Raw genomic sequence first — 12,717 nt, 5'->3', positions numbered from 1 at the left:
CAAAAGTATTGGCTATCATTTTGTGATCCATCAGGACGGAAGGATAGAAGAAGGGCGATCCCTGACACAAAAAGGGGCACATTGTTATGGATGGAATAGTTCGGCCATAGGTATAGCATACGTTGGTGGGCTGGACAAAGAAGGAAATCCGGCGGATACACGGACGGAAGCACAAAAGGCTGCTATCCGCGGGCTGATAGAAAGGCTGGGAACACTGATTGAGATTCAACGGGTGTTGGGACACAACGAGGTGTCGGATAAAGCCTGCCCGTGCTACGATGTATCAGTTGAAAATTGAAAGTTGAAAGTTGAAAGTTACGATGCCGTAGACCGTTGATTCAAGAGTAACTTAAATCGTCTAATCGTAAATTGTCTAATTGTAAATATGAAGAATGATCAATACTTTCCGCATGATGCAACGGCGGGAAACAATATTAAGCTAATGATATTAATTGAGTCGGAAGGTGCCCGGGGATATGGGGTGTATTGGTATCTGTTGGAGTTTCTGCGGCAACAAGCAGGCTACAAAGGTAAATTAAAGATGCTGGATATGCTGGCCCGGAGGGTGAAGACTACCCGGGCGGTAGTGAAGCGAATCATTACGGATTATGCTCTGTTTGCCATTGAGGGAGAACTGTTTTACTCGCCGGGATTGGTGGAGAGAATGAAACCCCTCGACAGCAAACGCGCGGCAAAGAGTGAACAGTGCCGCCGGGCAGCGGGGTCTAAATGGTTGAGAATGAGTGAATGTGCTGATGCGGACGCATTGCAAGAAGAGGAGAAGGATAAAGAAGAGAAGAGAATATCCTCCCTAAATCCCTCCAAAGGAAAAGCCTCACCCCAGCCCTCTCCCAAGGAGAGGGAGGAGGAGGGAGGAGGAAATTCTTCGGTTTCGACTCAGACGGAGATTAAAACGCCACCGGAGTATGCACACAACAAGGCTACGCATAATCTGGAAGGGCTGATGCGGAGCCTGGATGCGCTGGGTGTCAGGGATGCGAAAGAGGTGAATGCGATACTCACCCTCTCGGATTATGGACGGCTGGAAGGGGTGATCTGGCAGTTGTTGTATCATACCAAGTGGGGAAAGATACAACAACCGGGACGGTTTCTGATAGCGGGGGTGAAGAAGGGGAGTGGGTGAAACTAATATAACATTTGCCTCTTCCGTGAAAAGAAAAAGAAGAATCCTAAACGAGGTTTTAGAAGATAAACTCCGATGCAATGATAAGTACGAAGAAATACGAAACGGTTTGTTTTATATCAGTAATATAAACTATTGGTATAGAATGGGGAATATATTTCAACTAAAATAGTCAATATGTTATGAAAAGCAATTATCTTTGCAGTTGAATATGTTTTATAATTATATACCATGGGTATAGAAACAGGAAATAAACTTAACCAATTATTACAGAGAAGCAATCAGGGAGGGTTGTATTTTTCCTCATGGCTAAAAGAAAACGGATATTCTGATCAGTTAGTGAAAAAATACAGAGATTCAGGTTGGTTGTCCTCGCTGTCTAAAGGAGTAATGTATCGTACAGGAGACAAATTGAAGTCTTTCTCTGTTTTAGAGAGCTATAACGAACAATTAAATAAGAGTTGTCATATAGCGGCTCATTCAGCTTTGGAACTTTCCGGTTTTAATCATTATGTACCAATGGGTAAACCGTTGCTGGTAGTATCACACCCCAGTAAAGAGCCCGTTCCTTCATGGATAAAGAATGAAGATTTTGACCGTACATTGAGATTCTTTTCTACTGAAACGTTCTCAAAATCAGAGTTGGTTTTGTTTAATCCTAATTATCCTCATTTACAATCTTCTGTTCCTGAGCAGGCTGTTTTAGAATGTTTACTATTGGCTCCAAAGCAGTATGCATATATGGATTTGTTCTATATCATGGAACAATTAACAACACTTCGCCCTAACATATTACAAACTTTATTAGAAAATACCGGCAATCTAAAAGTAAAGAGAATGTTTCTGTATATGGCAGAGAAAGCTGGGCATTACTGGTTTGATTCACTTGATATAGAAAAAATAGAATTAGGCTCTTCAAAATTTCAGTTAGTGGAGAATGGAATTTACATTCCTAGATATAAAATAACTATACCTAAAGAGTTACATGAGTATGAATGAGTTATATAAAAAGCAAGTGACGCTTCTGGTAAGAATAATGCCTTCTGTCTATAAGATAGAAGATTTTGCAGTACATGGAGGAACGGCTATCAACCTGTTCCATAAAAACATGCCTCGCTATTCCGTTGATATAGATATAACCTATATTCCGATACAAGAACGGAAGGAAAGCCTAAAAGCTATCAATGTTCATTTAGTTGAATTAAAGCAGATGATTGAGAAAACTATTCCGGGAATTAGAATCACTCATAAACCTGATGTTTGGAAATTGTTATGCATTAAGGACGGAGCAACCGTGAAAATTGAGGTGAATGGAACCAAGAGAGGACTTATTGGAAGAACAGAAGATAAAGACCTTTGTGCCAAGGCTCAATCCGAATTTAATATGGGTTGTAAGGCTCGGATAGTTTCATTTTCGGAATTGTATGGAGGGAAGATTTCGGCAGCATTGAGCCGGCAACATCCACGTGATCTCTTTGATTGTAAGTATATGCCTCTTGACTCGTTTGAGAAAGTTAAAGATGGGTTGATTTTTTGTCTTTTAGGTAGTGATAAACCTATCATCGAATCGCTGCAGCCACATCCTATTGATCAACAAGAATCTTTAGAGAATCAGTTCAAAGGAATGACGGACATTTCTTTCTCATACAAAGATTACGAATCTACTCGTAAAGAGCTGATAGTGAAAATTAATAATGGATGGACAGAAGATGATAAAGCATTTCTTCTTTCCTTTGAACAAGGTACACCGGAATGGAATAAATGTTGTGTCGGAGATTTGAGTGCGTACCCTTCTGTAAAATGGAAATTGCAAACCATATTAAAACTGAAAGAAACGAATTCGGAAAAATTTACTGCGGGAGTGAAAAGGTTACAGGAGTTTCTTTTTTCTTTATAAATTTGATTTTAAATATGATTAGATTGCTTTATTGTTTTATTTTTGTCTTACAGGTAAGGACTTTCCTAACTACACCGTACAGAGCAATAAGACGAAAATTAAATATTGATGGCGAAATAGTGTAGGGAGTTTGGGGTGTTTTGATTATAAATCTATTATTTTTGTTTATCAACCCCCAAAACAAAAAAAATAATGAAGAAAATGATCTTCGGCCTGTTAGGCCTCCTGCTTTTTGTGTCTTGTGCCGGTACCGGCGAAAATGTAAATGAAATCCTGGACCAGCTCCGGCAAACGGGTGAAGAAGTTCGTAAGCAGTTTATTCCCGACAGGCGTGTCGGAGTGTTTGATGTAGATTATATGCTTGATGGGAAGAACCTGAAAGTGAAAGGAGGAACTACTTCTGCCGAGGCTAAAGCAATGCTTTTAGATGAGTTATCCAAAGCCGGTTATGAAATTCAAGATAGTTTGAGGTTGCTTCCGGATAATGAAGTACTTGGCGATAGGACCTATGGTATAGTTAATCTATCGGTTTGTAATCTGCGTAGTGAAGACGATTTCTCTTCTGAAATGGTAACGCAGGGATTGCTTGGAATGCCTGTCAGGGTATTGGATCGTACAAGTTGGTATCGTATCCAGACTCCGGATAATTATATTGCCTGGGTGCACCGGGCGGGTATAACTCCAATGACTAGGGAGGAGTATAATGCCTGGAATAGTGCGGAAAAGATAGTAGTCACCTCCCATTACGGATTTACTTATGAAAAGCCCGATACAAAATCACAATCCATATCTGATGTCGTATCAGGTGATCGCCTGAAGTGGGAAGGTACCGAAAAAGGCTATTATAAGGTGTCTTATCCAGATGGGAGAAAGGCTTATATCTCCAACTCAATCTCTCAGCCGGAGGCGGTATGGCAGAAAACCCTGAAGCAAGATGCAACAAGTATCATTGCAACAGCTAAAACATTGTTGGGGGTACCTTATTTATGGGCCGGAACCTCGGCTAAGGGAATGGATTGTAGCGGATTTGTACGTACTGTGCTTTATCTGCACGATATCATTATGCCACGTGATGCTTCTCAACAGGCTTATGTGGGTGAACATATAGATATAGCGTCGGATTTTGGAAATCTGCAACCTGGTGATTTGGTATTCTTCGGACGTAAGGCTACACCGGAACGTAAAGAACGTGTTGTGCATGTGGCTATATATATAGGTAATAAGAAGTTTATTCATGCTCAGGGCGATGTGCGCATCAATAGTTTTGATCCGGCGGATGCTGATTATGATGAATATAACTTGAACCGGTTGTTATTTGCCACTTGTTTTCTTAATTCAATCGGTACTTCTGAGATAAATACTACGGTTACGAATAGTTATTATACAAGGGAATGAGTAAAACGGATTGGAAATGAATTAATTCTATGCTGACTTCAACATCCACCCCCTGCCCCCGCCAGCGGGGGATAGGCTGCGCTACACAGCGTCTCCGCAAGGTATCCCCCGCTGGCGGGGGCAGGGGGTGGACGGTTGAGATAACGTATAACCATATAGAAACAATCAAAACGATACCATAATGAAACAAAATAGAAGACAATTCCTGAAAACAGCAGCTTTGGGTACACTGGGTACCGGGCTTATTCTTGATAGTGCGCTGGCTGGCGAAAAGCCGGTTTCTTTCTCTGTGAACCGTATTGCCGGACGTAATGCAAAAATGAAACTATCTTTTCGACCTTATGAACTGAAATTGCGACATGTGTTTACCGTGGCAACTTATTCGCGTTCTACTACGCCTGATGTACAGGTTGAAATTGAATATGATGGAATCATAGGATATGGTGAGGCTTCCATGCCTCCTTATTTGGGTGAATCTGTTGAATCTGTGATGAGCTTTTTGAGTAAGGTTGATCTGGAGCAGTTTAACGATCCTTTCCAGTTGGAGGATATTTTGGCGTATATTGATGGGGTTATGCCGGGTAATACAGCGGCAAAAGCATCTATCGATATTGCTTTGCACGATTTGGTGGGGAAATTACTCAATGCCCCTTGGTATAAAATATGGGGATTGGATAAAGAAAAAACTCCTTCTACTACATTCACGATTGGGATTGATACCCCCGATGTGGTGCGTAAGAAAACCGAAGAAGTTGCCGGATTATATAATATATTAAAGGTAAAGCTTGGTCGTGAGAATGATAAAGAAATGATAGAAACCATCCGTTCGGTTAGCAACCTCCCCATTGCGGTGGATGCTAATCAAGGATGGACAGATAAGAAATATGCTCTTGATATGATTCTCTGGCTCAAAGAACAGGGCATTGTTATGGTAGAGCAACCCATGCCCAAAACGCAGTTGGATGATATTGCGTGGGTAACCCAGCATAGCCCGCTTCCTATCTTTGCCGATGAATCTCTACAACGTCTGAGTGATGTGGCCGGATTGAGTGGTGCTTTTAGTGGTATTAATATCAAGTTGATGAAATGTACCGGTATGCGTGAGGCCTGGAAAATGGTGACATTGGCACGGGCGCTAAATATGAAAGTAATGGTAGGTTGTATGACGGAGACGTCCTGTGCAATTTCTGCTGCTGCACAGTTTTCTCCGGCGGTTGATTTTGCCGATCTGGACGGAGCATTGCTTATAGGCAATGATATCTTTAAAGGTATGGAGGTTGTAAAAGGGAAAATTACTCTGAATGATCTTCCGGGGATTGGAATTACAAAACTTTGATTATACACAAAATTGGAGTAGAAATGTGTAAAACGGTTTGGAAAGGAATTGATTATTGTAGGGGCGGTTCGCGAACCGCCCAATGCACAGAATATACAGAAAACCATTTTCGGGCGGTTCGCGAACCGCCCCTACAGCTAATCATTTACATTCAAAACTAATCAATTATGAATAGACTTTATTATTGCATATTATTTCTTCTTATGGCCTGTTCTTCACCCAAAACAGAACAACCCTCTGTTGATTGGGAGCAGGAACGTATGGCACGTGTCAAAATAGACTTTTCGCGGACAGAAGATGAAGTGAAGACATATATACAAAAATATATTCCTGATGTTACAGATGAACAAATGCGTCATTGGGAAGAAACCAAAGCCCTTGAATATATGATCTTTGATGGTGAGAAACGGTATTTCCGTAATGCGGCACCTAATTTATTCCGGGTAGATTCTGTAGCTCGTACTATTAAAATAGCTAAAGATGGTAATCCGTTAAGTGGTAGTGAGAAAGTGAATCAACAACATCTGCCGGAGGTGATCAAGGCTGTGAAAAGTCAGCAGGTAGATACTGTGTTGCCAACACGTATGAAGGTAAAGTACACCTTGACAGTGGATGCCAATGCCGTGCCCGATGGAGAGATGATACGCTGTTGGTTGCCTTACCCTAAAGATAATCAATATCGTCAGAAAGATGTAAAGTTTATCTCTGCCAGTGAGCCGGAATATATATTCTCTCCGGAATCTTATCAGCATTCTACCCTTTATATGGAGAAAAAAGCAGTGAAAGACCAGCCAACCATTTTCTCGGAAGAGTTCGAGTACACCTCTTACGCGGAGTGGGGGAGGTTAAAACCGGAAAATATCCTGCCCTATGATACAACTACTGATATGTATAAGGAATATACGGCAGAACGTGAAAGTCATATTTTATTTTCACCTCGTATCAAAGCATTGGCAGAACAGCTTGCAGGCGATGAACCCAATCCATTATTAAAAGCACAACGCTATTTCAAATGGATAAACGATAATTTCCCGTGGGCATCGGCACGTGAATATTCTACTATTCCTAATATACCGGAGTATGTACTTGACAATCATCATGGTGATTGTGGGCAGGTTACTTTACTATTCATTACCCTTTGCCGGTATAGCGGCATTCCGGCACACTTTCAAAGCGGTTTTATGATGCACCCGGGAGCATGGAATCTACATGATTGGGCGGAAATCTATTTTGAGGGAATAGGCTGGGTACCTGTTGATCAGTCATTCGGTATTCCTGTTTATGCGCAGACACCTGAAGAAGAAATGTTCTTTCTGGGAGGTATTGACGCCTGGCGCATGATTGTGAATAATGATTATTCTATGCCACTTTATCCGGAGAAAAAATATCCTCGTAGTGAAACAGTTGACTTTCAGCGTGGCGAAGTAGAGTGGCGGGAAGGAAATCTTTATTTTAATCAGTGGAATTACGATATGCAAATCGTGTACCTGTAAGAATCGGCATCGTAACCAGGCAGCGGCACCTTGCCGCCACCTTGCCGGTGTCACAATGAATGTAAATTTGTCAGGTTTTGTCGTTAAGTGCTGTTAAGCAATGAACGTTCTCTGTTAAAAGAGAAAAAAAAACTGTGACAAGCGTCAGATTTGAATGATTTTTGTTGTTATTTTAGTGCCGAAGATGTTAATCGGTGAAAGATTTAAATGTTAAATGTGAATAGTATATTAACAAATAAATAAAATAAAAGTATGAAAAGAACAACGAAGAATATTCTTGCCATAGGAGCAATCGTTTTGCTTAGTTCAGGTGTGGCCGGTCTGACCACATACTCAATGATGAACAAGGGTAAAAATGAAATTACCGTCTCGTCAGATAGTGATTTGTTCAAGCAAAATCCGAACGTGAAATTAGCTGCATTTGATGCTATGGATGCCCAGCCGGTAGATTTGACGCTGGCAGCTGAAAATTCAGTTCATGCCGTAGTACATATAAAATCGACCGAGCGCTCTAAAACAAGAACGGTGCAACAAATGCCCGATATTTTCGATTTTTTCTTTGGAGAAGGCCAGGGACGCCAACGTCAGGTACAAACAGAGCCGAGAGTAGGATTTGGATCTGGTGTAATTATCTCTAAGGATGGTTATGTGGTGACTAATAATCATGTAATCGAAGGAGCAGACGAAATAAGTGTAACATTGAATGATAACCGTGAATTCATTGGTCGCGTAATTGGTACTGACCCAAGCACTGACCTTGCACTGGTAAAGATAGAAGGTGACGATTTTCCAACATTACCTATTGGCGACTCGGATGCGTTGAAAGTAGGAGAGTGGGTACTTGCAGTGGGTAATCCTTTTAATCTAACTTCTACCGTAACAGCAGGTATTGTAAGTGCAAAGGCGCGTTCACTGGGAGTATATAATGGTGGAATCGAATCGTTTATTCAAACCGATGCTGCTATTAATAAAGGAAACAGTGGTGGTGCATTGGTAAATGCTAAGGGTGAACTCATCGGTATTAACGCTGTGTTATCTTCACCTACTGGTGCTTATGCCGGATATGGATTTGCTATCCCAACCAGTATTATGACTAAAATTGTGGGTGACTTGAAGCAATATGGAGCAGTACAGCGTGCTATACTTGGTATCCGTGGTTCTTCTATAAGCAATAAAGGCATGAGCGAAGAACTTAAAAAGAAAGCTACCGAACTTGGTGTTAATGATGGAGTATTGATTGCTGAAATCATAGATGGCGGTTCGGCTGCCGGAGGCGATATTAAAGTGGATGACGTAATTACTGGTATTGACGGAAAAGCCGTTAAAACGATGGCTGATTTGCAGGAAGCGCTGGCAAGACACCGCCCGGGTGATAAAGTAAAGGTGAAACTAATTCGCGACAAGAAAGAAAAAACTGTTGAACTGACTTTGAAGAACGAACAAGGTACGACTAAAGTTGTAAAGAACACCGATATGGAAATTCTTGGTGCTGCTTTCAGGGAGTTGCCGGATGAAATGAAAAAACAACTCAACCTGGGTGCCGGTCTTGAAGTTACAGGTGTAAATTCGGGTAAGATGGCCGATGCAGGTGTTCGCAAAGGATTTATCATTCTGAAAGTCAACAACCAGACTGTACGTAAAGTGAGTGATTTGGAAGAAATATTTAAAGCTGCCACAAAATCACCGGAACAGGTACTATTCATATCGGGTATGTTCCCATCGGGAAAACGTGCCAGCTACGCAGTAGACTTGTCACAGGATTGATCTGAAAAGAAACCTCGCTGCGGCACGTTGCTGCCGAAGTTAATATAAAACAAAAAGAGCACCGGCAGTTAACTTGTTGGTGCTCTTAATTGTTTTAATAGAAGCTAGTAGTTAGTAGTAAGTAGTCAGGTTCTACCTTTACCTTGTGGTATTATTTCGTAGACCTGCTACTAACTTCTGGCTTCTAACTACTAATTAAATTAAAAAGTTGCTAGGTTTTTGCCTGAAAATGAATTAAATCTTGTAACTTTGCACACCAAATTTGTTTTTTAGAATGAGACAACTAAAGATTACCAAAAGTATTACGAACAGAGAGAGTGCTTCTCTTGACAAGTATTTGCAGGAAATCGGCCGTGAGGACCTGATTACAGTTGAAGAAGAAGTAGAGCTCGCTCAACGCATCCGTAAAGGAGACCGTGTAGCACTGGAAAAGCTGACCCGTGCGAATCTGCGTTTCGTTGTTTCAGTAGCTAAGCAATACCAAAACCAAGGTTTGAGTTTGCCCGACTTAATTAACGAGGGTAATTTAGGATTGATCAAAGCTGCCGAGAAATTCGATGAAACACGCGGTTTTAAATTCATTAGTTACGCGGTATGGTGGATTCGTCAGTCTATTCTACAAGCATTGGCCGAACAATCGAGAATTGTCCGTCTTCCGTTGAACCAGGTGGGTTCGCTGAATAAAATCAGCAAAGCCTTCTCTAAGTTCGAACAGGAAAATGAACGCCGTCCTTCTCCGGAAGAACTGGCCGAAGAACTGGACATTCCCGTGGATAAGATTTCCGATACCTTGAAAGTGTCCGGACGTCATATCTCAGTTGATGCACCGTTTGTAGAAGGCGAAGACAACAGCCTGTTGGATGTATTGATCAATGACGACTCTCCGATGGCGGACCGTACTTTGGTTAATGAATCACTTGCGAAAGAAATTGATAGAGCATTGTCTACGTTAACCGATAGGGAAAAAGAAATCATACAGATGTTTTTCGGTATCGGACAACAAGAAATGACATTGGAAGAAATCGGCGATAAGTTTGGACTCACACGTGAGCGCGTTCGTCAGATTAAGGAAAAAGCAATCCGCAGATTAAGAGCTAGTAATCGTAGCCAACTGCTCAAATCTTATTTGGGATAAATAAGACATTCAATTTTCTATAAAAGAAATAACTGGGAATCATCCGAAAGGGTGGTTCCTTTTTATATTTTGTTAATTCTTTCCTCTTCTGTACGGAGTTTTTGTGTAAATCACTACATTTGTATCCCAAAGTAATAAGTGGTATGTTACAGATAATTAGCGATAAGTAACTGAACTTTATACTCAAACAAATTAATTTTTAGAATATGAAATTTGCGAAAATAGCTTTTTTGCTTGCGGTAACCTTAATGGTGTGTTCTGGTTTTTCAAAGAAAAGCAAGTCAGTATATGCATTTGGTTTTTCTGCTTCATTTACAGATACCGTAGTGTATTATACTGAGATCCAGATGTTGGATAGTGTGCATTTGGATAAGATGGGCTTTTTACCATATAGAGAGCATTATAGCTATCAGTTAAAGAATCATCTGGAATATGAGAAAGGTGAGAAGAATAGAACATGTATGATTTATTTTTCTAATAATCAAGCAAAATTAGCTAAAGAGCAGGCTAAAGTATTGAGCAAATATAGAAAAGATAAGGCTGTCAGGGTGGAAGAACTGAAAAAGACGGAGTTTTCTTTTAAGAAGCCTGAAGATTAATGAAATACAACTTAACTCAAACGAAAGGAACAAGAAATGAAGATAAAGCTACAATTATTATTATGGAGTTTGGTACTTGTTTTAGTGAGTGCTTGTAGTGATAATGATGATCCAAAAATTCCAGATCCTCCGGCAAAAGGCGAAGAGCGTACGGTGCTTGCGCTTTGGGTTGGGCAGAATGATCTTTCTGCTTATGCGATAAGCGATTTTAATGAAATGGTTGAAGGGATAACTAATGTGGATGTCACAAAGAATAATTTGGTAGTTTATTGCGATACCCAACAAGATGCTCCCCAATTAATACATATATCAAAAAGTGACGGGAAGGTAGTTGCAGATACTATTTATACGTATAACGAACAGAATTCATTAAAAAAAGAAGTGATGTCTGACATCATATCCAAAGTGGTGGCTGAGTTTCCTGCTAAAAGTTATGGGCTAACTTTTGCATCTCATGCCGATGGTTGGATGGAGTCTGCTAATGCTGCTACGCGCCATTTGGGCGATTATAACAGTACTAATATGAATATAACAGACTTGCGTGAAGTACTTGAAAGTTTCCCGCGGTTTGAATTTATTCTTCTTGATGCTTGTTATATGCAGGCTATTGAGGTTGCCTATGAATTAAGAAACTGTGCAGATTATATAATTGGCTCTCCTACTGAAATACCAGGACCTGGTGCTCCTTATCAGAAGGTGGTACCTCAAATGTTTACTACTACAAATGTAGCTGAAAATATAGCACGTGCATATTACGATTACTACGGTAATGGAGATGGTACTATAAAGGCGGATGCTAAATATACATATGAAGGTGTTGGAAAGCTATGGCCATATGGGGTGTCTGTATCGGTATTGAAAACGAGTGAGTTGAATACTTTAGCAAAGGCTACAGAAAATATTCTATCTCAATATGCTGGTAATAGAGCGAATATAAATGCCAACTCTAGTTCTTGGTTTTATTATGGTTACGCCAAAGGTAAGGGAGGTACTACAAACTATTATGATTTGGATGAACTGATACGGCGCATTACGGGTGCAAACGAAGATTATAACGAATGGCGTATTCTCTTTGATGGAGCCCAATCTTATTTTGAAACTACAAAAACAAATTTTGCAGAACGTATTAATGGATATTATTCTTCTATGGAAGGTGCTGAAGGGCTTAGTGTGTATATACCACAAGAAGGTTCTAGTATTCTCAATTTCTATCGTAACTTGGAGATATATACTGAAGGTAAAGTCTGGCAATCATCAGGTTGGTAGATCCAGGAAGAATATTAAATATTGCTTCTGATGGGATATCTTATTTTGGAATAATAAGTTCTTGTTGTAGCAAGAATGTAAAGACAGCAACCAAGCTGTCTTTTTTATGTTCTACAACAGGTTTCATTATCAGCTATTTAGAAAAAACTTTTGCATTTCTTTAAAAATAATTGGTGTGTATGCTTGCATGTTAATTCTAAACCACCTATCTTTGCACTCGCTTTACAGAAATGGACAAGCCGCCGCGGTCGGAACCGCATCGTTCTTTGAATTATTTTCATAACTATACAAGTAGTACAAGCCAAATTAATATTTGGGTTAATTGAACCGTCATTCTATATTATATATAGGTGTGAATTTGATAAATTTGTACGGCATCCGAGCAGAGATAATATGATTTACGATTTGACTATTTACGATTTACGATTGAATTCACTTTTGTTATTTTAATCGTCTAATAGTAAATTGTCCAATAGTAAATTTAAAAGATACTTTTACAATGAAGAGTTTGATCCTGGCTCAGGATGAACGCTAGCTACAGGCTTAACACATGCAAGTCGAGGGGCATCAAGATCTAGCAATAGATTGTTGGCGACCGGCGCACGGGTGAGTAACACGTATCCAACCTTCCTTTTACTCTGGGATAGCCTTTCGAAAGAAAGATTAATACCGGATAGTATGATAATTC

At 40.2% G+C, this 12,717-nt stretch carries 11 protein-coding genes and 1 rRNA gene; all 12 read left to right on the top strand.

Annotated features, from left to right (window positions below; translation table 11 throughout):
- Positions 1 to 298 (top strand): N-acetylmuramoyl-L-alanine amidase (locus D0T87_RS23185; RefSeq protein ID WP_163178490.1); only part of this gene is annotated, 298 nt, incomplete at its 5' end.
- Between the two features lie 87 nt (positions 299 to 385).
- Positions 386 to 1,144 (top strand): Lin1244/Lin1753 domain-containing protein, encoded by a 759-nt coding sequence (locus D0T87_RS23180; protein WP_163178488.1) that lies wholly within the window; start codon positions 386 to 388, stop codon positions 1,142 to 1,144.
- A gap of 231 nt (positions 1,145 to 1,375) precedes the next feature.
- Positions 1,376 to 2,143, top strand: a complete 768-nt coding sequence (locus D0T87_RS23175; protein WP_163178486.1) for a type IV toxin-antitoxin system AbiEi family antitoxin — start codon at positions 1,376 to 1,378, stop codon at positions 2,141 to 2,143.
- Positions 2,136 to 3,041, top strand: coding sequence for a nucleotidyl transferase AbiEii/AbiGii toxin family protein (locus D0T87_RS23170; protein WP_163178485.1), 906 nt, complete (start codon positions 2,136 to 2,138; stop codon positions 3,039 to 3,041). The genes D0T87_RS23175 and D0T87_RS23170 overlap by 8 nt, the downstream gene beginning before the upstream one ends.
- A gap of 192 nt (positions 3,042 to 3,233) precedes the next feature.
- The gene (locus tag D0T87_RS23165) at positions 3,234 to 4,436 is read left to right on the top strand and encodes an NlpC/P60 family protein (protein WP_163178483.1); all 1,203 of its coding nucleotides are present in this window, start codon (positions 3,234 to 3,236) and stop codon (positions 4,434 to 4,436) included.
- A 181-nt stretch (positions 4,437 to 4,617) separates the two neighbouring features.
- Positions 4,618 to 5,772 carry a dipeptide epimerase gene (locus tag D0T87_RS23160; protein WP_163178481.1) on the top strand — a complete coding sequence of 385 codons (1,155 nt, stop codon included), beginning with the start codon at positions 4,618 to 4,620 and terminating at the stop codon, positions 5,770 to 5,772.
- Between the two features lie 167 nt (positions 5,773 to 5,939).
- Positions 5,940 to 7,265 carry a transglutaminase family protein gene (locus D0T87_RS23155; RefSeq protein WP_163178480.1) on the top strand — a complete coding sequence of 442 codons (1,326 nt, stop codon included), beginning with the start codon at positions 5,940 to 5,942 and terminating at the stop codon, positions 7,263 to 7,265.
- A gap of 252 nt (positions 7,266 to 7,517) precedes the next feature.
- A complete protein-coding gene (locus D0T87_RS23150) occupies positions 7,518 to 9,029 on the top strand; it encodes a Do family serine endopeptidase (protein ID WP_163178478.1) in 1,512 nt (503 codons plus the stop codon).
- Between the two features lie 274 nt (positions 9,030 to 9,303).
- Positions 9,304 to 10,164: an RNA polymerase sigma factor RpoD/SigA gene (locus D0T87_RS23145; RefSeq protein ID WP_163178476.1), complete on the top strand. Its 861-nt coding sequence runs from the start codon at positions 9,304 to 9,306 to the stop codon at positions 10,162 to 10,164.
- A gap of 206 nt (positions 10,165 to 10,370) precedes the next feature.
- On the top strand, positions 10,371 to 10,763 hold the full coding sequence (locus D0T87_RS23140; protein WP_163178475.1) for a hypothetical protein: 393 nt from the start codon (positions 10,371 to 10,373) through the stop codon (positions 10,761 to 10,763).
- A 36-nt stretch (positions 10,764 to 10,799) separates the two neighbouring features.
- Positions 10,800 to 12,029: a clostripain-related cysteine peptidase gene (locus D0T87_RS23135; RefSeq protein ID WP_163178473.1), complete on the top strand. Its 1,230-nt coding sequence runs from the start codon at positions 10,800 to 10,802 to the stop codon at positions 12,027 to 12,029.
- A gap of 496 nt (positions 12,030 to 12,525) precedes the next feature.
- A 16S ribosomal RNA gene (locus D0T87_RS23130) occupies positions 12,526 to 12,717 on the top strand; the annotation flags it as partial.

Origin of the sequence: Bacteroides sp. 51 (assembly GCF_010500965.1) — a bacterium.
Taxonomy (GTDB): Bacteria; Bacteroidota; Bacteroidia; order Bacteroidales; family Bacteroidaceae; genus Bacteroides.
Note: the sequence above shows the minus strand (reverse complement) of the source record. Positions and strands in the feature narration are given on the sequence as shown.

Bases quoted from the DNA above. Each gene is read 5' to 3' on its own strand.
- D0T87_RS23175 (WP_163178486.1), top strand. From the start codon at position 1,376: ATGGGTATAGAAACAGGAAATAAACTTAACCAATTATTACAGAGAAGC.
- D0T87_RS23170 (WP_163178485.1), top strand. From the start codon at position 2,136: ATGAATGAGTTATATAAAAAGCAAGTGACGCTTCTGGTAAGAATAATG.
- D0T87_RS23145 (WP_163178476.1), top strand. From the start codon at position 9,304: ATGAGACAACTAAAGATTACCAAAAGTATTACGAACAGAGAGAGTGCT.
- D0T87_RS23180 (WP_163178488.1), top strand. From the start codon at position 386: ATGAAGAATGATCAATACTTTCCGCATGATGCAACGGCGGGAAACAAT.
- D0T87_RS23150 (WP_163178478.1), top strand. From the start codon at position 7,518: ATGAAAAGAACAACGAAGAATATTCTTGCCATAGGAGCAATCGTTTTG.
- D0T87_RS23155 (WP_163178480.1), top strand. From the start codon at position 5,940: ATGAATAGACTTTATTATTGCATATTATTTCTTCTTATGGCCTGTTCT.
- D0T87_RS23165 (WP_163178483.1), top strand. From the start codon at position 3,234: ATGAAGAAAATGATCTTCGGCCTGTTAGGCCTCCTGCTTTTTGTGTCT.
- D0T87_RS23135 (WP_163178473.1), top strand. From the start codon at position 10,800: ATGAAGATAAAGCTACAATTATTATTATGGAGTTTGGTACTTGTTTTA.
- D0T87_RS23140 (WP_163178475.1), top strand. From the start codon at position 10,371: ATGAAATTTGCGAAAATAGCTTTTTTGCTTGCGGTAACCTTAATGGTG.
- D0T87_RS23160 (WP_163178481.1), top strand. From the start codon at position 4,618: ATGAAACAAAATAGAAGACAATTCCTGAAAACAGCAGCTTTGGGTACA.